This is a genomic window from Rhizobium sp. RM, from assembly GCF_013390595.1.
Classification (GTDB): domain Bacteria; phylum Pseudomonadota; class Alphaproteobacteria; order Rhizobiales; family Rhizobiaceae; genus Agrobacterium.
The window spans coordinates 71766-93074 of sequence record NZ_JACAWV010000006.1; the positions used below are offsets into that span (position 1 = coordinate 71766).

Genomic DNA, 21309 nt, shown 5'->3' on the forward strand with positions numbered 1-21309 from the left:
CTATTTCTTCAAAGCTGCATCGATGATCGATTTCGCAGCTTGAAACGCCGCTTCTATACTCATTTCCGACGTATCTAGCAAGTGCGCGTCTTCAGCCGGTTTCATTGGGCTGTCGGCCCGACCCATATCGCGTTCATCGCGCTTTTTGACGTCGGCAAAAACCCCGTCGTAATCAGCCGCGCCGCCATTGGCGATAATCTCGTCGTAACGCCGCTTCGCGCGCACTTCGGCAGAGGCGGTCACGTAGAGTTTGACGGGAGCGTCGGGACAAACAACCGTGCCGATATCACGGCCATCGAGCACCGTGCCAGGCTCGGTCTGTGCAAACCGCTGCTGCGCTTTGACCAGCGCACGCCTTACCGCCGTCATGACGGCCACCTTGGACGCCGCCTCACCAATATCATGCCTCGACAGCACCGACCGATCGAGACCGCCGAGATCCAGCTCCAAAGCAATCTTTTCCGCCACAGCCTCGTCATCCAGCGGCAAACCCGCATCGATCAAGGCTTTCGCTGTGGCACGGTAGGTCAGACCGGTGTCGAGATGGTGGAAACCATAGGTCTCGGCAATCCGGCGCGAGAGCGTTCCCTTGCCTGCTGCCGCAGGGCCATCGATGGCGATCGTAAAAGTCATGAAACTGCCTTGCCCAATCATGGATATATAAAGAATGTATCGAGATGCCTTCATGTCACATCCACGATTGCCTTGGCGGCAAAGGATGCGGCAAGATGAAAGCATCGGAAGTTTGTCTTTGACACGAAAGACCGCAACGATTAAGGGGACCGGCTATAAATTTTACCGTCTATGCCGGTTTTACGGCGTACACACCGAAACTCATCCGACAATTTGAGGCTTAGACAGTGGCAAAAGCGGAACTTGGTACCAAGCGTACAGACCCAGATACCGGCAAGAAGTTCTACGACCTGAACCGTAACCCGGTCGTTTCTCCCTACACCGGCAAGTCCTGGCCGCTCTCCTTCTTCGAGGAAAGCACCGCACAGGCAAAGCTCGAGCAGGCTGAAGAAGAGGACGTTGCAGAAGTCGACACCGAAAACACGGAAGTCGAACTCGTATCGCTCGAAGACGCTGATGGCGACAACAGCGGCGACGAGATCCCGGATATGGGCGATGACGACGACGTCGAAATGGACGACGACGACGACACCTTCCTCGAAACCGACGAAGACGATGACGATGACGACATGTCCGGCATCATCGGCGTAACGGGTGACGACGAAGAAGCTTGATTTTGTTAATAAAAACAGCCCGACGACAAAAAAATGACGTCGGGCTGTTTTTTTGGCTTGCGCTCTTCGGAAAGCCGAAGTACTAAGCCGCCACCGAACGGAACAACAACCGCTTCGGTTCCCGGAACCGGATGAAAATGCCGGAACCCTTATGGGGCTATAGCTCAGCTGGGAGAGCGCTTGCATGGCATGCAAGAGGTCAGCGGTTCGATCCCGCTTAGCTCCACCAATATCTTCATGACGCCTGATCATTCTTTGCAAACAGAGCCTTATGGGCAATCAAGGAATTTTGAGTATTCAGAAAAGTACTCATCAATCTCCGCTGGATTTGCAGTACTTCGCGAGCGTCGTCTGATGATAGGCAAAGGCGAACTATAAGCCTCGCTTCCTTAGCGCATCGGGCATCAAGGCTTCGGTTTCGCAACCTCGGTCAACTCCAGGCGCCCCATCGCCAAGCCATGAACACGTCAATGATCAACTTGTAGACGGCTGCGGCTTCCTCGACGCAGGAGAAAATGGCGATCAGCAGCGCCTGTTGCTCATTGAGGTAGATGACTTTGGTGGGGCGACCAGCCGTTCCGGTATTCGTGTTAGCCTCCCGCCAATTCCCACGGGCCTCAAGCTCGGCCTGATCGGCCCAGATCGGGACGCCTCCCCACCCTGTTGCGGGCGGGGCTGGTGAAAAGTCAGAAATCGATTTCCCCTTGCTATTCCACCGCAAAGAGCGGTTATCTCTTTCTTCAAAGAGGAGATTCGAATGGCCAAGGGACAAGTTAGAAGCAACAAAGAAATCCGCAAACCTAAGAAGGATAAGGTTGCACCGGTCGCAGCCGCTCCTACTCTAGGCGCAAAGGTTGTAGAGGCCATCAAGCAGAAGAAGCCAAAATAGCCATAAGCAGCCCTTCCACCACGGTAACGGAACCAGGCTTCCGCTATAACTGCTTTTCCATTTTCGCCAGTTTCTGCGAAAACTTCTGGCCCTACACTGACCCAAAAAGCGTTAGAAGCCTCGCCCGGGCTTCTATTTCGGCGGCAACAAGAAAGAGCTTTCTTTTGCCGGTTGGACTGACTGGAAAAAGCCGGAACGGGGGGCTGCGTTCAACTGAGCCCCGACGCTAACAGGCAACCTCGGCACGTACGCAGATGCGGCCTAATTGGCCTCAGTCAAAAATTCCCGTTCCGGACACCTCGCTCCCAGAAAACGCCTGCGGCTCAGAAAGCTCGAAACCTTCAAACGACGCGGTAGTGACATCCATTCGTTTATGAGTTGAAAGGGATCAGCCACCAGCACACGGGACGAAATGGCGAAGAACGATCCTTCAATTTAAAATTCATTTCAGCTGCTACCACGCAGCTAAAAGCGTGCCTTTTCACGGACTGCGCCCCCGTTAGAAACACGATCTTTGATCAATGTGCTTTCCGACCGTGTAGACCTTGCCGGTTTTGGAATCCGCATTGAAAACAACGTACCGACGCTGCGGGCAGAAAACTTCCATCGATGTTTTGCTACACTCGAGCACATTGGTCTTGCGGACGACGTTGTTGGATAGCACCGAAACGTTCTGCTGGATGTGCTCGTTGCATTCGAAGCCTTTTTGTTCGGCGACTGATCGGGCTTCTGTCAGGCCTGAACCGATGACATTCAGTTCGCTTACGTCTCTGGCATGACCTTCATCGGAAACACGCGTCAGCGCGCATCCGTTGAGCGCCAAAGAGGTTATCACCAGCAATGAAATGCGACGCACGAAATTCTCCTCGATGCCCTTAGGCGTGGGCGGGAGAAATAACGCTCCACACGCCAGCACACAATGGGCGGTGCGGCACGAAATCTGGATGCTCGCCACGAAAGCAGTCGACAATTCATAACGCGCCCGCGCATGCCCTAGCCGCAATGGTGCATGGCCAAACGATCCCCAGCAGAAGCCGGAGAGCGCGCTGCCATGAACGGGCACCTGCTTATTTCAAATGGCCGAGACTCATCATCCCGGCGCTTTGCCTACACGAGTTGCAGGTCGAGCTGGGGATAGAGCTTCTTCAGGTTCGGAAGTGACTTCGTCTGCCAAGGATATTGGCTCGTCCCCTTGATCACCAACTGCACTTCGGGTCGCTTGCGAGCCTCGATCGTCAGCTTCGCAAGCAGGTTGATGCCGGAAGAGTTGAGGAACTCGAGGCCGGTGATGTCGAAGATCACACGATTATGTTGGCCAGCCAGAATGCCGGAAGCCAATGAATAGATCGGAGCATAAGCGTCTGGTCCGGCCAGTCTCAAAACGCCGTCGAAGAAAACCTCGCCTTCTTCCGCCCAGACCCTGAAGTTCTCGTCGCTGATTTCCATTTTTAAACTCACGTGTTGGAGGCCATCGGAATTGAAATTGCCGCGGTGGTCGTCAGGATGACGCTGCTGTCATCGATATCATTGAATTCCCACGCCATCCGGGCACCGTAGTCACTGAGAAGCGTCAACAGCCCAAGACCGGACCCGTTGCCGTCGGAAATGGCATTTTCCTCGATCTGCTGTATCAGTAGCTCGCCTGGATCGCGGTCGAGTATGGTGCGGAGTTTCCGCTGGAATGCCGCTGACGTCTCGGCATCGACGGCGTTCTTGACGCGCACGACCACTGTGGTCGCGGCCAGGCAAGCCTCGATAACGATCTCAGATGGAAGTCGGAATTTCACAGCGTTTTCAATAAGCTCGTTGGTGAGATAAGCGATGCTATGATGCACGACGGCATAGTCGCTTTTTTTGACGGCGTAAGGCATCGACATGACTTCTGCGATGAAATCCGATGTAAGACCGGAATGCCGCCAACCGATCTGGAGGGGGCCGTCGCTCAGGACCAATTGAGCACCACGCTCGAGATTGGCGTCTACCAGGTCTTCAGCACCATAAACAGCTCTGGCCATAACTCACCTATGCCGCAATACAAGGAGGGTAATGTCGTCGTGAATTTTCTGCGTACCGACATATGCCATCAGGGCTTCAACGATGCCCGCAACAACACCATCGGCATTCTTGCCCTTGAGACGCGCCGCTTCAGCACACAGTCGATCAATGCCAAAGAGCTCTCCGGCACTGTTTTCCGCTTCCGTCACACCATCGGTGTGCAGGAGGATATAGTCCCCTTTCTCAAAGGGAATCCTGCGGGAATGCACGAAGGGGGCGATGTCCGGCTCAAGGCCGATCGGCAGCCCGAGATCAATGGTATCGATCCGCTCTAGCTTCCCGTTTGATCGCAGCACGATGACCTCTTCATGCTGACCGGACAGGATCATCTCTTTCCCATCATAGTCGAGGAACGCCAGGGTCATATGCTTGTCGATCTTGGTGCGCTCGATGTTCTTGAACAGGGCACTATTCAGATCGGTCAAAAACTTCAGCGGATCTGTGTTTCCGGCTTCCTGCAGCGCGCGCGCGACAGACTGCACCATCAACATCAGCACGCCACTCTCAAGGCCATGCCCGGTCACGTCACCGATGCCGATTTTCAGCCGGTTGCCACTCTCCAGAACATCGTAGTAATCGCCACCGACCTCTTCTGCAGCTCTCATATAGGCTGCCACTTCCAGCCTCTGCGCAGACTGCAGTTCTGAAGCCAGCGGAAGAACCATCATCTGTATCCGCTCAGCAACCGCCAGTTCAGTTCCCAGCCGCCGATTCTCTTGCTCAAGCTGGGCATTAAGCGCGGAAATCTCCTCCTTGGCCTCTTCGATCTCGGCAGTACGCTCCTTGACCAGTTTCTCGAGGTTCTCGGTATGATAACTGATGTCCTCGGCCATCTTGTTAAAGGCTTCACCCGCTTCACCAACTTCATCCCGGCTGGTGACCGCAACACGAACGGAATAATCCTTGTCCTGAATACGCTGCGCGGCGTTAGCAAGTGCACTGATCCCGCGTGTAATGCGCTTGGACGCGGCGAATACGGCCACAGCCACGATCAGCAATGAAGCGAGAATGGCAAGGATCTGGTAGGCAACGATGCGGTTGGTCGCCTCGCTGATTTTGCCCTGCGCCGCAAAAAGCGACGCATAAATTTCCTGCTCCGGCACGACGATCCCGAGCGACATATTATCTGCCCGCACTGGCCCCATCGACCAGAGATTGCTTGGCGGCAGCTTCTTCATGATGACCAGGAACGGGACCTTCTTGCCTTCCATGTCGAGCATGATGTGCTTGATGCCTTCCTGTCCATCGGCAAGCTTGGCGATTTCCGGCTGGCGGCTTGCCTTCAGCGACCGCTCGACACCCGTGACACCGCTGCCTGTGCCACCACTTGCTGAATTCAGCCCGATTGTACTCTCACCCGCCTTGTTGATGGCGATGACATTACCATCGGACATGGCGAGAAAACCGAAGCCGGACTGGGCAACCTTTACGTTTTCAACGATTTCGGCCAGTTGGTCGAGCGTGATATCAGCGCCGACTGTGCCGGCCACACCCTTGCGGTCCGCAGTCCAGAGCGGATGAAAGAAGCTGACGATCAGCTTGCCGGTGATCGCATCGGTATAGGGCGCAGTCTGGGTGACATCTTCCGCGACCGGGCGCCGTGTCGGGTCTTCGGCCCAGCTTTGCCAGGATTCATAAACGCCGGGAAAAAAGAAGTCCCAGAAATTCGCGTCGTTGTGGCCCGGATAAAGCCGGTCGAATGTCTGCGCCTGATCGGTATAAGGTGCCGTTCTGAAAATCGGCCGCTCTTTGGGACCGATATAATACATCTGCAGCTTCGCAGAACCGCTCTTGAGCAAGCTCGGCGCCACGACATCCAGAATGGCGCTGGCTTCGATATCGGTCTGAACATCGGGTCTTGGCAGTTTGTCGGGCCCGAGCAGATAACCCCAGGCGCTGACGACAGATGCACTGCCGGGCGCATTTTGCGCCCAGCGGCCGGTCGGGTCGTAAGCGAGACTCACGCTGTTCGGCGAATGCCGCGCGACGGATGCGCCAATATCCGCGCCGCGAACAGGGTCATCGATCTCCGACTGCAGAACACCCGCCAGCGTGCCCACATCGCTATGGACCTGCCCGAGAAGCAGGGAAACCTGCGCTGCCGTGGAATTCGCGTAGGTCTGAATATAGTCCTGGCTGGCAGTCTCCAGACCGTGACCGACCTCGGTGGCAGCATCACGCGACAATCGCTGCACGTTCCAGAGCGCCAGGCCGCCGCTGACAAGAAGATCAAACAGCACGGCTCCGCCGACGAGTAGAATAAACTTGGCTCGAAAGGAGCGCCAACCCATGGGTCGATTTGCGACGGTTTTCTCCATCAATATGGCTTCCGTCCCGATGCGGCCCAGATCGGCCAACCCGCATAACCCTTGGGATGCAGGGCCGCCAGCACATGATCCTTGAAGCCTTGGCGAAATTTGCGGATAAACTCTGGCGTGTCACCTCTGCGCACAGCCATCACGCCCGCATAGACATCTTCCCACGCCTCGATCACATCGGCGAAGTCGCGCGGGTCGCCATCCAGATTGGTGACCATGAAACACTCGACCTTGATGTCTTCAAAGCCCGCGTCGGTCATCAGACGGCGACTTTTCGGACCCAGTTCAACATCCATATCAAAATGATCGAAGAGTTTGGCCACCTCATTATAGGTCCATTTGATCGTTTCCGAGTGCGGCTCACCAAGGCAATGGGAGTTCTTCTCGTTTGTGATGTAGACCCTGCCTCCCGGCTTGCAGATACGTTTGAGTTCGGACAGCAACACATCCGGCCTGTCGAAAATCTGCAGCGAGTGCCGGCAGGTGACGAAATCGAAGTGATTGTCCTCCAGCAGCATCTGCGAGGCGTCGCCATAGGTATATTCGATGGATTTCAGCCCGAAATCGTCGGCCACGCGCCGCGCATATTCAAGGCTGCGCTTCGAATGATCGAGGGCTACCAGCCGCGTAGGGCTGAACTCCTTCTGGATCAGGGTGGCAAAATCCCCGATCCCGCAGCAAATATCTGCAACCGCGACGCCGCTTTTAAGCCCATGCCGACGCAGAATTTCCTGTTCATGCCGCCAGGTCATCTTCGTCTGCGTTCGCAGGATCGGAATGAAGCTTTCATCTTCAACGAAGGTTTGTCCGGGGTAGAACGCGGAATCATAGACCTGCACGTCGAGGTTCGGCGCACGCGTCGTCAGGGTTTCGAACAGCTTGACCGACCAGGCAATGACGCTCGATGTTACGATAACAACCTTGAGGTCGGGCCGCTCACGGCAGCCGGAAAGGAGAACATCGCTCAACGCATCGAATGCCGTGCGGTTGATATGGGTTAATCGCTTGACGTTCAGATAGACCACACCGTTGCAGCCGATGAGGCTGTCTTTCACGACGGTCAGGACTTTTCCCAAATCCGATGAGAGGCGCGGCCTCATTCTGCCAACCAGGGCGATTTCCTGGTTTGTCGGGTCGAATTGCGCGGACAACTGGCTCACTGCAGCTCCTCGGCCCGGCGAAATGCTGCCGAGATAACGATGCGATCAGACAATTCCGTTCGTGCACTCAAGCCCACACGGCATATTTCAGCAAGTTCCACGACGCGGGAAACATCGTCCATGACACGGCCCACAGCAAGGTGCGGCTCTTTTTGCCTCACGCCCTCGCGAATCGTGTGGATCATCGCATCGCGGAGCGCGTCGACACAGGAAAAGCTCATGTCGACACGGACATGCTCATCATTCTGATGGACCTCAAACTTGACCGCCCCTGAATCGGGAGAGGTGCGATAGGCAAGCTCTATGAGTTCGTTCACCGTGACGGATACAAAGTTTGCGTACCGCGCCGCATCAGAATGCGATTGACCAGCAATACTCGACAGATACTCAGCCACCCTGTCGCACAGCGACCATTCGGATTTCAGCAGGGTGGCATTGATCTCCAGCGCCGCCATAGGTTCGAATGTATTGTCCTGAGGACTGACCGCCGCAACATCCATATATGACTCCGACCATAAAAGACCACTCAGCCCGTCGACCGCTTTCGCGTGACGCGCATATTCACCTCATCATCACAAAAAGAGAAGTCCCTGTTGCGTTTTTGGAACTTTCAGGAAGGTCTTGATGGCATCTCCTGTCAATGGCTCGCTGATAAGATATCCCTGGAGCCGATCACACCCAAGGTTTCGAAGCCATTTCGCCTGAGCATCCGTTTCGACACCTTCTGCGGTGATCTGCATGCCGAGATCATGCGCGAGTGTGATGACGGACCGGATGATCGCCCGGCTTTTCGGATTGGCTTCAAGATCGAGGATGAAATATTTGTCGATCTTCAACGTGTCGAATGGGAAATTCTTCAGATAACTCAAGGAGGAATACTGCGTTCCGAAGTCGTCGAGCGCGATGCGAATTCCCAGAACGCTCAGCGTGTTGAGTGTGTCCAGGTTGTTCACAGTCCGCTCGAGAAGAACGCTCTCGGTTATCTCCAGTTCAAGGCGGTCTGCTGGAAGGCCCACTTCGTCAAGGGTCTGCGATATCCGGTCCGTGATACCATTGGACAGGAACTCGGCAGGAGACACGTTGACCGCAACGATGAAATCCGACGGCCAGTTCAAGGCTTCCCGGCAGGCGTGCTCCAGAACCCACAAACCGATCTCGGGCATCAGACCGTCGGCCTCTGCCATGGGGATGAAGACTGATGGTGGAATGGTGCCGAGGAGCGGGTGCTCCCACCTTAAAAGCGCCTCGAAGCCGACAACACCGCTGGGTTCGACAATGGGCTGATACTCGATCAGGAATTGCCGGGTTTCCAACGCCATCCTCAAGCTGCGTCTTAAAAGCTCGCGCTGCTCGATGATGTAGAGCATCTTCGCATCGAAGGTACTGGCGCGCCCCCTGCCCTCGGTCTTCGCAGCATAAAGCGCAATGTCGGACGCCTTCATCAGTTTTTCAGGATCGGCACCATCTCGCGGCGCAATCGAAATCCCCACACTGATACCCACGAAAACGGCAATTCCATCCAGCGTGAACGGTTCCTTGAAGGCGTGGACCAGTCGGTCTCCAAGCTCTCTGCTGCGTGCAGGATGCCCTTCTCCGCGTGAAATGACAGCGAACTCATCGCCCGCGAGACGGTAGGCCTGATCCTCACCGGTGATGCAGCTTTTTATACGGCTGGCGGCGAGTTGAAGAAGCTTGTCTCCCGCCGGGTGGCCAAGCGTGTCATTGACCGGTTTGAAATCATCAAGGTCCAGTTGCATCAACGAAACGACATCATCTCCCGTCTCGATATCCCATAAGGCATCCGAGAGATCGCTGCTGAACTGGCGACGGTTGGGCAGGCCGGTCAGCGGGTCGTGGGTCGCCTGATGCAGCAGCGTCGCACGCTCATCATCGTCAGGACTCCGGTACGATTGCACCATCCCCAGCATGTCGCCGATCGAATAAAAGGTCAGGACCGTAAAATGACCGTTGCCGAGATCATGGGTGAGGCGCAAAGGGTCCGGGTCGCCAGACCGGGCGTGACTCATCACGATCGACAGATCCAGATAAGGATGCAATTGTCCGAGAGAGATACCCTCATTCAAAACATGCGCCCCCGCAACGGAACGGGGCTCGATCAGATTGAAATATCGGTCGAAGAGAAAGAGCTTGTCAGTCGAAACCTCAGGCGCTGGCGGGGCACGTTTTGAACTGTGCAACGTAGATTGGGGACTTCTCATGCTTCAGGCCCTCTGGTCGGCTTCAAGCTTGAATCAGAATCTCAAGACAATCGCGTAGCAAATATTAGTACCGGCTTTTTAAGAATGTGAAAACGGAAAATACGCAAATGCATCCGTTGAGAAATCATCGTTGATTTTCATGGATAATTGGCATTTCCGAATGTTTCTGCCGCGCTCACACCAGCCGCCCGGCAATCGGCCGGAGAGCATGATGACAAGCGTCTATTGAGCGCTTGGTAGAGTGAACGCAAAACAACGAATAGAGTTGCAAACCTGAAACCTATCGTTGTTCTCTAGTCATTGCCAGCAGGCAAAAAACAGGCGGAGAAAACCGCTATCAAAGACAACGCCCGTGACAGCTATCGTGGGTGCCCCGATCGCGTCTCGCAGATCGTCATAGAAACCGATACGGTCAGAAGGCACGTCATCTGCGGCAAGCTGCCCAGCCGCGCGAAACAGGTAATAGTCCTCGACCATCGTCCGCAATGGCAGTGACGCAACTTGCGGCCATTTCTCCAATACGCCAATTGCCAAGGCAGCACCGCCGAGAACTTTTTCAATCGGCTCGCCGATATTTGCCAAGAATTCCGTGGGCCAGTCGTTCGGCAGGTGTTTTGTGACGATCAGGTTTTGCAGATGTGTCAGCAGGAATTCGGGATATGTTTTTGCAGCCAGGGATGGCAAAAATCGATTGCCTTCGCATTCCAGGCTCTGCGCGTGATAGGCATGAAAGGCGACATCGAAACCCTGAACGATGCCTAACCGTACAGTCTCGACAACAATCTCATCGCTGTCTCCCGACACCACGACGTATCCGCCAGGATAGGCAACCGGCGACGGAACCGCGACATTGACGAGACCGGAATGTTCAACTTTCCCGGCAATATGCATGTGCCCACTGAAATGCCATTTCAGGCCGGCTGCCGCCAGGCAACGGCTACTTTCCGGAGACGGCATGCGCCTTTGCCAGTCGGGCGTACAGGCGGCACTGATCTCTCCGTCCGCTCTGGTAAATGCCAAAGGCAATGCAGGGTAATGGGAAAAGGCGAGCAACGTCTTTCTGCTTGCGGTAGCCCGACGGACAACATCCTCTATCCAGTCAATCAGATATTCTCTGTTTGCGATTATGTGATCCCAGGCTGCATCCGCCTTCAATTGCCAGCGATCATCCGCAGGTTCGAAGTGATTGGCATCAAGCAGCAGCAACCACAGCCCGTCCTGTGGCTCGACCAGATAGGATGCATCAAGTCCCGCCATGGCATCGCCTCTCAGTCGACGCTCGTCCAGCCTGGGGCAGTCACCAAACGGCGTTTCCCAATGCAGCACATTCTCTGGACGGTCGACACCATAGGGCGCCATGGCATTCATCGCCTCGAGCGTCGACATTCCCCGCATATCCTCACAGACAACGGTGTGCTGCGATATGTCATCATCGCTTGAAACCCAAACCGGGTTCAGCCCATCTGCTGCCGTCAGATGCTTGCCCTGATGGAGCGGCTGAGGGCCAAAACTATCGTGATTGCCGAATGTCGTGAAAAACCGAAGGCCATACATGTTCTCATAGTGTGACAATACGGCTTTGACCGCGTCCACCGCACCGGGCTGCCCGTCGTCGGAATAATCTCCCAACAACACAACATCGCGAATGCCGCGCTGGACGATATCGTCCAGCACCGCCAGAAACGCAGCATGGCTTTCGTTGAAGACACGCGTGGATGCCATAGTGTCCACAAGCGTGCGAAGGGCAAGTTCACCACTGCCCTTCTCCACCAAGCCGTAGCCGCCATAAAGATCGTGCAGATGGATATCGGCGACGACGGCGATTTGCATTAGGCAGCAACCCCGCGCAAGGCGTTACGGGCTACATTGAACTGGTCGGGGCGATCGAGATTGATGTAGTCGACACCGGCATGCGCGATCTCGCGGTGAACTGCCATGTCGTCGCCGCCATAATAAACCATCACCTCCAGCCCGGCCTTGCGGCATGCATCCAACAGACCGGGGCGGCGCATCTGCTCCGGTGTGATCTCGATGAGCGAAGCATGGTGAACGGCACCAACAAGCGACGGTGACTTGGCGATGTTGAGCGTCATCATCTTGCGAAATTCCGGGGCGATGAGTTGCAAGTCACGGCGCATCTCTTCGGAAAACGAGAAATAAAACGTGTCGCGGACCATACCGAGGCTACGCACAAGCGCAACCACTTTGGCCGGGTCGCAATATTTCAGTTCAATGTAGACACCGCAGCGACCGCGCAGATGGTCGAGATAAGCATCGAGCCATCGGCTGACCGAACGCTACACACTCACGAATTGACTGAGATAACCCCGGAAACAAATTTGCCAGCGCCCCGCTTACACGAGACGCTGGCAAAAAAGTTTCAGACCTGCCAGTCGATCAGTGCATCTTCACCGGTGTGCTGAAGCGGCTGGAGTCGATGACAACGGCACCGGGCTTGAAGCTCGCCGCGGTCGCAGAAGCCGTGTGGCTCAGCATACGGTTGGCGACGACACGCGGTGCCTTGACGGAACGTGCTGTTGCACCCTTGCTCTGGTTAAGCGCCCAGTCGGAAATCAGGTCCTGTGTCAGGCGACCGCCACCAACCATGGCCTGCTGGGAAACCGCAGCGTCTTCCTTGTTCGGACGACCACCCTTGGCAGGCAGACCTGCACTCAGACCACCCGCGTTGGCTGGCTTCGGATCGAAAGCATCACCAAAGCCCTTGGCCGGTTCAGCCTTAGCCACATGTGCGGGAGCAGCAGAAGGCTTGTGGCTGTTTGCGGTCGGGAATGCCGCAGCCGTCGGAACCGATGCAGACTGGAGCTGTGTGCGGGCAGTCTGGCTGCTCTGCTCGAGAGCGGCGACAACCGTCGGCGACAGCGTATCCTCTGTCGTTTCAGCTAGATCGTCCTGACCTTCCGGATCGGCGTTCGCGGCGGCAAGCAGTGCTTCTGCGACGGCAGGGCGATTGGCCGGAACTGGCACAGCCGCAAGCTCGCCGGTCGTCGCGGGCGTCGCGCCATCGGCAGACGCCGTCATCACACCTTCCGCATCACCCCTCATGGCACGTGGGCCAAGAAGGGTCGGAACGGGAACAGAGACCGCAGCAAGATCAGCAAACTGCTGACGATCGGCCGGAGCCGAGGTCGGGGTAGGCGTGGTCGCAGCCTGGAGAGCATCCTGCGCGGCATTACGCGCCGGAGAATAGAGCGCTGTTGCAAGACCATTATTGGCCGGTTCGTTGCCAAAGGCAGGACGTGCGGTCGGCAGCGGTGCACTCACACCTGGAAGCTGCTCGGCAGACGCCACGGCAACGGGTGCCTCAACTGCTGGTGCTGCGGGTTCCGGAGCGGCCGGCCGGGCAACGGCCGGACGTTCTGCCGGAGCAGGCGTTGCGATGCTATCGGGATCTTCATCCTCGTCGCCACCACCAAACAATGTCTGAAGCAGGTTCTTGCGTTTGCCGCCACCGGAGGATTCAGCCGGGCCGGCACCGGCACTGGATGCGACCTGAACGGAAGAAGAGCTGACGCGCTTCTTGTAATCGGCAAGCGCCTGCTCGTAGCCCGGCAACGGTTTGCCGTCAGAGGGAACGTGCAGCGTATTGCCTTTCGGGAAGATGCGAACAAGTTCCTGGCGGCTCATGCGCGGCCAGGCGCGAACGCCACCGACATCCATGTGCACGAAAGGAGAACCGGAGGTCGGATAAAAGCCGACGCCACCAATCTGCATCTGCATGCCGACTTCACGCAGGCGAGAAAGCTTCACGCCCGGAATATAGAAGTCCATGGCCTTGCCGAGCATGTGCTGGCTTTTTTCTGCAACACCCTTGGTGCGCGAACGCAGCAGACCGTTGGTCTCAGGAGAACGGAAGGCGGAAACGACATGGATATAGTCCGTCGCGCCACTGCGGCGATAGACTTCCCAAACAAGGTCAAAAAGGCGAGGGTCCATGCGCGTTGGCTGATTGCGACGCCAGTCACGCAGGAATCGGTTGAGTTCCTGCAAGCCCTTTTGATCATATTTGCCATTGCGCTTGAAGGTGATGACCGCCTTCTCGCGTGTATGGATGTAGTAGAGTTTGAGGCTACGCGTCTCGGCGGCGGCTTCCGTCGCCGAAACTCCTACGACAGGCATTGCGGCGAGCATCAGGCAGGCAAAGGTGACAGCGCGTGCCGACAGCTTCGTGCATATATCCTTGATCAAGCCGCGCGCGATCTTGCCTGAAAGCGCGATATTCCGATGCAGATATGGCAATTCGATCCCCGCCTGGAAGACAATTTCTGTCACATTGCCTCAAATGAACGTCAAATACGGTGACACGATGGCAAAATTGCCACACATAGACAACCTTCCTCTATATAGTGAATCGCTCACTAACAAGTGGTTTATAGACGGTAAGCGGATATCCTTGACCAGAAGTTAACGAATCTGCCGTTCAGCCTGCAAACGCAAGTTTTGCGGGATCAAGCGACATCTCGCAGCGGATCATCGGGGTCAATGCCATAATCCTTCAACTTTCGGTAGAGAGTCGAACGCCCGATACCCAATTTCCTTGCCACCTGGCTCATCTGGCCTCGGTAGAAGCGCAGCGCGAAGCGAATCAGCTCTTCCTCGATTTCCGCCAGCTTGCGGACGTTGCCCGTATCATCTGTACTGGAGATGAGCGTTCCGCCGCGATAGATCGTGGTGGATGCTTCTGCTTCATCGATGTTGTCGTCCTGGGGCATGTGGTGACTTTCAGCGACGGCCGTTGTCTGGGCAGAACGGCTATCTCTCAACGATGAACTGGGTACGAGACGCAAAGGCTCGTCGAACTCGCTCTGGGACGCGAACTCGGGAACCTGAAAAGCGATCTGCGGGAAATCTGCATCTGTCAGCTCGTCGCCCTGAGAAAGGACGACAGCTCGGAAAACCGCATTTTCGAGCTGGCGGATGTTGCCGGGCCAATCGTAGGCGGTCAGCAGTGCCAAGGCACTGGCGCTGAGACCAATCGGACGTGACAGCTTCTGTTCGATCGAGAAACGCTCTGCAAAAACACGCGCCAGGTGCGGAATATCTTCCTTGCGACGGCGCAGCGCAGGAATGGTGATGGGGAAGACGTTCAGGCGATAATAGAGGTCCTCGCGGAACCTGCCTTCTTTCACCTCGTCAATGAGGTTCTTGTTCGTCGCCGAAATCAGCCGAACATTCACCTTCTGGACCCGTGCCGATCCGACCGTTTCGATTTCACCTTGCTGAACGGCGCGCAAAAGCTTGACCTGAACCTCAAGAGGCAGATCGCCAATCTCATCGAGGAACAATGTACCGCCATCGGCTTCCATGAATTTGCCGACATGCTTTTCGGTCGCGCCGGTGAAGGCACCTTTTTCGTGGCCGAACAGAATGCTCTCGACCAGATTGTGCGGGATCGCTCCGCAATTGACCGTAATGAACGGCTTGTTGGCACGGTCACCAGCCGACTGGATGGCCCGTGCCACCATTTCCTTGCCAACGCCGGATTCGCCTTCGAGAACGACCGGAATATTCGATTGGGACGCACGGTGCGCCAGCTCGATCACCCGCAGCATTTCCGGGCTGGCGGAGACGATATCGGTAAAATTCACGGCATGGCTCCGGCTGCGGCGACCGCTGCGGGCTTTCGCCTCGCGCTGGTCGAGCTTCAGCGCGTTGGCGATGGCCGCGCCTATTCTCTCCGGAGAAACTGGTTTGACGACGAAATCGAAGGCTCCGGCGCGCATGGCCTGAACAACCGTGTCGATACCACCCTGGCCCGTCTGGACAATAACCGGGACATCGGAGCCAAGCTCACCGATTGCTTTGAGAAAGCCGAGGCCATCCATTTCCGGCATCATCAGGTCGAGAACAACGACGTTGATCTCACCGCTGTGCTGCTTGAGAAGCTCAAGCCCCACCTTGCCGTTTTCGGCCAGCATGGGAGCGTGTCCATAACGTTCCACCGCATTCTTGAGCAGGCGGCGCTGAACGGGATCATCGTCTATAACGAGAACATGCGCGGTCATTTTTGGCTCCGGTTTCCGGTTTATGGCCCTGCTTCATGCAGTCCCTTGTGCCGCACACTGGCACACGAGACTTGAACATCCAGTTTTGAGAATTGCTTGCATTTTAGTCATCGCTGCGGGAAACAAGAGGCCCATATGCTTTGCAGGCATGACAAGAAGGACATAAGCCAATGACCCTCGAACATCCGATCCGCCAACCGCTCTTTTCCATCGCGGAAACCTCCAATCCGGCGCTTGGCGACCTGCCCGGCTGGAAGCTCTCGGACCTTTATCCGTCTGCGGAGTCGGCAGAATACAAGGGCGATCTGGAGAAGGCCGAGGCTCTGGCAAGAACCTTCGAAAGCAAATGGAAGGGCAAACTCGAGGCTGCAGCCAAGACATCCGGAAATGACGGCATCGGCGCGGCCCTGAAAGAGTATGAAGCGCTGGACGATCTGCTTGGTCGCATCGGCTCGTTTGCCGGCCTCACATATTTTTCCGACACATCCAATCCTGCGAACGGCAAGCTTTATGGTGACGCACAGGCAAAGCTGACCGACATTTCCGCCCATCTGCTGTTTTTTGCACTGGAACTCAATCGTATCGACGACACGGTGATGGACACCTGCATGACAAACGATCCGCTGGCGGGGCATTACCGGCCGTGGATCGTCGACCTCAGGAAAGACAAGCCGCACCAGCTCGACGATCAACTCGAGCAGCTCTTCCTCGAAAAATCGATGACGAGCGCCGCCGCCTTCAATCGCCTGTTCGATGAAACGATGGCAGATCTTCGTTTCGACATCGATGGTGCGAGCCTGCCGCTGGAAGCAACGCTCAACATGTTGCAGGACCCGGAGACGGACATCCGTAAAAAAGCGGCTGAAGCTTTGACCTCGACATTCAAGGACAATCTGCGGGTTTTCACCCTCATCACCAACACGCTTGCCAAGGATAAGGATATTTCCGACCGCTGGCGCAAGTTCGAAGACATTGCCGACAGCCGCCATCTGGCAAACCGTGTTGAGCGCGAGGTCGTCGACGCCCTCGCCGCCGCAGTGAAGAATGCCTATCCGCGCCTCTCCCACCGTTATTATGCGATGAAGGCGAAGTGGCTGGGTATGGAGCAGATGGAATTTTGGGATCGCAATGCGCCGCTCCCGGATACCTCGAACACGGTCATTCCATGGGAAGAAGCCAAAGACACGGTTCTTTCCGCTTATGGCGCATTCGCACCTGAAATGGCCGATATCGCCCGTCGCTTCTTCGACGAACAATGGATCGATGCACCGGCCCGACCAGGCAAGGCACCCGGCGCTTTTGCGCATCCGACAGTGCCATCGGCGCACCCATACGTACTCGTCAATTATCTCGGTAAACCCCGGGATGTCATGACGCTCGCCCATGAACTTGGCCATGGGGTTCATCAGGTGCTTGCCGGCAGCCAGGGCGCGTTGATGTGCGCGACGCCGCTGACACTTGCCGAGACCGCCTCGGTATTCGGCGAGATGCTCACCTTCCGAAAACTGCTAGATGACACGAAGGACCGGAAAGAACGCAAGGCCATGCTCGCCCGCAAGGTCGAGGACATGATCAATACCGTTGTCCGTCAGATCGCCTTCTATGAATTCGAGCGCAAGGTTCATACTGCCCGCAAGCAGGGTGAACTGACGTCCGAACAGATCGGAGAGCTATGGCTCTCAGTCCAGGCCGAAAGCCTGGGGCCTGCCATCCGCATTTCCGAAGGTTACGAAAGCTGGTGGACCTATATTCCCCACTTTATTCACTCGCCCTTCTACGTCTATGCCTACGCCTTTGGCGACTGCCTCGTGAACTCGCTCTATGCGGTCTACCAGAACGCTGAGACCGGTTTTCAGGCCAAGTATTTCGAACTGCTGAAGGCTGGTGGCACCAAACATCACTCCGAGCTTTTGAAGCCGTTCGGCCTTGATGCCACCGACCCGTCCTTCTGGGACAAGGGGCTTTCCATGATCGAAGGTCTGATCGACGAACTCGAGGCTCTGGACAAGCAGGACTGAGCGCCAAATTGCAAACCGGCAAAGCTATCCTATTTCGGACAAGCTTTGCCGGTTCAAATAGCGGCAATACCACCTGACATGGACGCCGGGCCAACGGATGAAGCGCAAACCTGCTGATCTGACTTTGAGAGAAACGATACGATGGGAACCGCAAAGTGGGTTTCAGCGTATCGACCAGCATATGCGCCGCCTCCTACGTTCCGCCGATGCACTCGGCTTTCGCCCGCCTGCCAACGCGATCAAGGCGCTGGAAAAAGAGGTGAGCGGGGAAATGCCGCTCTGCGTCAGAATTGTAATGAACTACAAGGGCGAACTCGATATCGTCACCACCCCATTCGAGCCTTTGCCTGCCGATACAGTCTGGCGGGTGCGTATTGCCCAAAGCATCCATCTCGACTCCTCCGACACGTTCTATCGGCACAAATCATCCCGCCGTGAGCCTTATGATGCGGCACGTGCCGAGTTCTTGGCGACGGAAGCGGACGAGGTTCTGCTTCTCAATGAACGCGGAGAACTTTGCGAAGGGTCGTCAACAAGCGTTTTCGTGGAAATGCCGGATGGGCAATTGCTGACACCACCCCTCGATAGCGGCATATTACCGGGCGTCCTGCGCGCCGATCTCATCCGCGAACGCAAGGCGCGTGGACAGGTCCTGAAGGCCGACGACCTCGTCGGCAAACGCCTCTTTGTCGGCAACTCTCTCAACGGCCTCATTGCGGCTGAGCTTGTCTAGGCCGCAATGATCGCACGGCGTTGCCAGTGCTAAGCCGGAGTGGACAAGAGACGGTTGCGGCCTTTCTGTTTCGCCTCGTAAAGAGCCCTGTCCGCACGCACGAAGACATCGTCAGCCGTATCGCCAGGCCTGGACACTGTCATGCCAGCCGAACAACTATAGGAAAACTCAGGGACAGCGGCAAAGGGGCGCGAAGCCCGCACCCTCTCCAGCAGTCTTTCGACGATCGCATTACCTTCGACAATCGAACAGCGCGGCATAACAAGCATGAATTCTTCACCGCCGATCCGGCCAAAGCAGTCGACCCGCCGTATGACCGAATGGGCTGAGCGAACGAAATCGCGCAGTACCGTGTCCCCTGCCTGGTGCCCGAAGCGGTCATTGATCTGCTTGAAGAAATCGATGTCCATCGTGCAGAGACAGAACGAACCTTCAAGTCCTGCCCGGAAACGCTCGATCTGCATATCCAGTTTGGCGAAAACAAAGCGCCGGTTTGCCGTGCCGGTCAATTCATCGGTCTGTGACGCTCGGACCGCCAGATCGCGATCCTGCCGCAGGGTACGATATCCCTGCCGCAATTCGGTAACATCGCTGGCCACGCACAGCATCCAGCCGTCCGTCTGCACCGTCTCTGTCATCCAGAACCAACGGCCATCATAGAGATCCATTTCGAATGCCCGGTAAGACAACTTACCGCGCCGCGATTGCGCGGAAAGCAACCATCCTTCGAAATCGGCATTCTTGATAACGACACCAGATCGCATGCGATGGTTCATCCGCATGATCTCCGCCCAAGTGGGAAAATCCTCTGCTTCAAGCTGGAAGGTGTCGCGAAACGCAGGATTGGCGTGTCTCAACCGATCTTCGGCATCGTACAAAGCAATGAGAACAGGGGTCGTGTCCTGAAGCGCGGCAACACGCTCAATAAGACTATCCAATCGGCAAGTCTCCCATGAAGAGGCACTCGAAGACACCTCCTGATTTGTCCCCACCCCCAGTTCGGTGACATCTCATGGCCGTATCCGCTTTTGATTATAAACGTAGCGTCTAAAATGCGAAGCGCCAGAATGACTTCCAAACCATAAAAACATCCATCGTCATATCGCCGTCATCCCTCTCCCCTTTATTGTGGCGGAATTGTATGATCTAGCTTACCCATTGGCTGAAAAGGAAAAATCACGAATGGCGGAACCAGCTTACCCGATCTATGGCGATATTAGCGGCCCCATCATCATGATCGGCTTTGGCTCTATCGGCCGCGGCACGCTTCCCTTGATCGAACGCCATTTCAATTTTGACCGATCACGCCTTGTCGTTATTGACCCCCGCGAGGACATTGCCGGCTTTCTGGCCGAAAAAGGCATTCGTCATATCCGCACCCATTTGACCAAGAAAAACTATAAGGAAGTTCTCCTTCCCCTCGTCAAGGACGTGGAGGGACAGGGGTTTTGCGTCAACCTCTCCGTCGATGCCTCGTCCATCGATCTCATGAAGCTCTGCCGCAAACACGGAATGCTTTATGTCGATACGGTCGTGGAACCGTGGCCCGGCTTCTACTTCGACAAAAACGCCGATAACGCATCGCGCACCAACTATTCCCTGCGCGAAACCATGCTGAAGGAAAAAGCGGCCAAACCGGGCGGCACGACAGCCATTTCCACCTGCGGCGCAAACCCTGGTATGGTGTCCTGGTTCGTCAAACAGGCGCTCGTCAATCTGGCCGCGAATAACGGCCTCGATTTAGACGAGCCTGAGGCGACCGACCGCGAAGGCTGGGCAAAGCTCATGAAACGCCTCGGCGTTAAAGGCGTACACGTTGCCGAACGCGACACGCAACGCTCCCGAGAGCCGAAACCGTTCGGCGCCTTCTGGAATACCTGGTCGGTGGAAGGGTTTATCTCCGAAGGTCTGCAGCCGGCTGAACTCGGTTGGGGAACGCACGAAAGATGGACACCCAAAAACGCCAGAAAACATAAGAAGGGCACCAAGGCAGCGATCTACCTTGATCAGCCCGGAGCCGCCACGCGGGTGCGGACCTGGTGCCCGACGCTTGGCGCCCAGTACGGTTTTCTCGTCACCCACAATGAAGCCATTTCGATTTCGGATTACTTCACTGTCCGCAACAGCGATGGCGATGTCATTTACCGTCCGACGTGTCACTACGCCTACCATCCGTGCAACGATGCAGTCCTTTCACTGCATGAAATGTTCGGTAATGGCAGCAAGCCGCAGGCTGTTCAGCATGTGCTTGGTGAAGATGAACTGGTCGATGGTGCCGATGAGCTCGGTGTTCTGCTGTTTGGCCATGAAAAGAACGCCTACTGGTATGGTTCCCGGTTGACGCTCGAAGAAGCGCGAACTCTTGCGCCGTACCAGAATGCGACCGGCTTGCAGGTGAGCTCGGCGGTGCTGGCCGGCATGGTCTGGGCGCTTGAAAATCCGGCCGTTGGCATCGTTGAAGCGGACGAAATGGACTATCGCCGCTGCCTGGAAATTCAGCGCCCGTATCTCGGCCCGGTCGAAGGCCACTATACGAACTGGACACCGCTCGACGGCCGCCCTGGTCTGTTTCCCGACAATATCGACATGTCCGATCCTTGGCAGTTCAAGAACATACTTGTCCGCTGAAAAAGGTATTTCTCGTGAT

At 56.1% G+C, this 21309-nt stretch carries 17 protein-coding genes, 1 tRNA gene and 3 pseudogenes; 6 read left to right on the plus strand and 15 right to left on the minus strand.

Features of this window, described 5'->3' with window-relative positions:
- Positions 1–633: a (d)CMP kinase gene (gene cmk, locus HWX89_RS04215; RefSeq protein WP_138793623.1), complete on the minus strand. Its 633-nt coding sequence runs from the start codon at positions 631–633 to the stop codon at positions 1–3.
- A gap of 227 nt (positions 634–860) precedes the next feature.
- Here cmk and HWX89_RS04220 point away from each other — a divergent pair, with 227 nt between their 5' ends.
- Positions 861–1247, plus strand: a complete 387-nt coding sequence (locus tag HWX89_RS04220) for a TIGR02300 family protein (RefSeq protein WP_138793622.1) — start codon at positions 861–863, stop codon at positions 1245–1247.
- Positions 1248–1400: 153 nt separating this feature from the next.
- Positions 1401–1476 (plus strand) — tRNA-Ala (locus HWX89_RS04225).
- 201 nt (positions 1477–1677) lie between these two features.
- On the opposite strand, the gene HWX89_RS04230 is transcribed toward HWX89_RS04225, so the two are convergent.
- Complete coding sequence (locus HWX89_RS04230; protein ID WP_138793621.1) at positions 1678–1968, minus strand: hypothetical protein; 291 nt, start codon at positions 1966–1968, stop codon at positions 1678–1680.
- Positions 1969–2004: 36 nt separating this feature from the next.
- On the opposite strand from HWX89_RS04230, the gene HWX89_RS26415 reads away from it, so the two are divergent.
- Entirely contained in the window at positions 2005–2136 is a 132-nt protein-coding gene (locus HWX89_RS26415) for a hypothetical protein (RefSeq protein WP_262527250.1), read from the plus strand.
- A 499-nt stretch (positions 2137–2635) separates the two neighbouring features.
- On the opposite strand, the gene HWX89_RS04235 is transcribed toward HWX89_RS26415, so the two are convergent.
- From HWX89_RS04235 to HWX89_RS04285, 12 genes and pseudogenes are all read right to left on the minus strand, one after another.
- Positions 2636–2992 carry a hypothetical protein gene (locus HWX89_RS04235; protein ID WP_178340618.1) on the minus strand — a complete coding sequence of 119 codons (357 nt, stop codon included), beginning with the start codon at positions 2990–2992 and terminating at the stop codon, positions 2636–2638.
- A 251-nt stretch (positions 2993–3243) separates the two neighbouring features.
- Positions 3244–3582, minus strand: coding sequence for a slr1659 superfamily regulator (locus HWX89_RS04240; protein WP_138793620.1), 339 nt, complete (start codon positions 3580–3582; stop codon positions 3244–3246).
- 8 nt (positions 3583–3590) lie between these two features.
- The gene (locus HWX89_RS04245) at positions 3591–4151 is read right to left on the minus strand and encodes a slr1658 superfamily regulator (RefSeq protein WP_138793619.1); all 561 of its coding nucleotides are present in this window, start codon (positions 4149–4151) and stop codon (positions 3591–3593) included.
- 3 nt (positions 4152–4154) lie between these two features.
- A complete protein-coding gene (locus HWX89_RS04250; protein ID WP_502707576.1) occupies positions 4155–6509 on the minus strand; it encodes a SpoIIE family protein phosphatase in 2355 nt (784 codons plus the stop codon).
- Complete coding sequence (locus tag HWX89_RS04255) at positions 6509–7609, minus strand: class I SAM-dependent methyltransferase (RefSeq protein WP_138793690.1); 1101 nt, start codon at positions 7607–7609, stop codon at positions 6509–6511. Before HWX89_RS04255 ends, HWX89_RS04250 begins: the two co-directional genes overlap by 1 nt.
- Before the next feature lie 56 nt (positions 7610–7665).
- Positions 7666–8169 (minus strand): hypothetical protein, encoded by a 504-nt coding sequence (locus HWX89_RS04260; protein ID WP_138793617.1) that lies wholly within the window; start codon positions 8167–8169, stop codon positions 7666–7668.
- Between the two features lie 72 nt (positions 8170–8241).
- The gene (locus HWX89_RS04265) at positions 8242–9888 is read right to left on the minus strand and encodes a putative bifunctional diguanylate cyclase/phosphodiesterase (protein ID WP_138793616.1); all 1647 of its coding nucleotides are present in this window, start codon (positions 9886–9888) and stop codon (positions 8242–8244) included.
- 297 nt (positions 9889–10185) lie between these two features.
- Positions 10186–11718 (minus strand): metallophosphoesterase family protein, encoded by a 1533-nt coding sequence (locus HWX89_RS04270; protein WP_138793615.1) that lies wholly within the window; start codon positions 11716–11718, stop codon positions 10186–10188.
- Positions 11718–12167: pseudogene (locus HWX89_RS04275) on the minus strand (glycerophosphodiester phosphodiesterase); the annotation flags it as partial. The gene HWX89_RS04270 and the pseudogene HWX89_RS04275, both read right to left, overlap by 1 nt.
- A gap of 118 nt (positions 12168–12285) precedes the next feature.
- Positions 12286–14178, minus strand: coding sequence for a peptidoglycan L,D-endopeptidase MepK (locus HWX89_RS04280; RefSeq protein WP_178340619.1), 1893 nt, complete (start codon positions 14176–14178; stop codon positions 12286–12288).
- A gap of 176 nt (positions 14179–14354) precedes the next feature.
- Positions 14355–14531 (minus strand): annotated as a pseudogene (locus tag HWX89_RS26630) (helix-turn-helix domain-containing protein); the annotation flags it as partial.
- Positions 14532–14722: 191 nt separating this feature from the next.
- Positions 14723–15911 (minus strand): annotated as a pseudogene (locus tag HWX89_RS04285) (sigma-54-dependent transcriptional regulator); the annotation flags it as partial.
- Positions 15912–16081: 170 nt separating this feature from the next.
- On the opposite strand from HWX89_RS04285, the gene HWX89_RS04290 reads away from it, so the two are divergent.
- Both HWX89_RS04290 and HWX89_RS04295 read left to right on the plus strand, forming a co-directional pair.
- The gene (locus HWX89_RS04290) at positions 16082–17929 is read left to right on the plus strand and encodes a M3 family oligoendopeptidase (protein WP_138793613.1); all 1848 of its coding nucleotides are present in this window, start codon (positions 16082–16084) and stop codon (positions 17927–17929) included.
- 97 nt (positions 17930–18026) lie between these two features.
- Complete coding sequence (locus HWX89_RS04295; protein ID WP_138793612.1) at positions 18027–18662, plus strand: aminotransferase class IV family protein; 636 nt, start codon at positions 18027–18029, stop codon at positions 18660–18662.
- Positions 18663–18691: 29 nt separating this feature from the next.
- Here the strand turns inward: HWX89_RS04295 and HWX89_RS04300 are convergent, their stop codons facing one another.
- Positions 18692–19600, minus strand: coding sequence for a sensor domain-containing diguanylate cyclase (locus HWX89_RS04300; protein WP_138793611.1), 909 nt, complete (start codon positions 19598–19600; stop codon positions 18692–18694).
- A 244-nt stretch (positions 19601–19844) separates the two neighbouring features.
- Between HWX89_RS04300 and HWX89_RS04305 the strand changes: the two genes are divergently transcribed.
- Positions 19845–21290, plus strand: a complete 1446-nt coding sequence (locus HWX89_RS04305) for a homospermidine synthase (protein WP_138793610.1) — start codon at positions 19845–19847, stop codon at positions 21288–21290.
- Positions 21291–21309 lie beyond the last annotated feature (19 nt).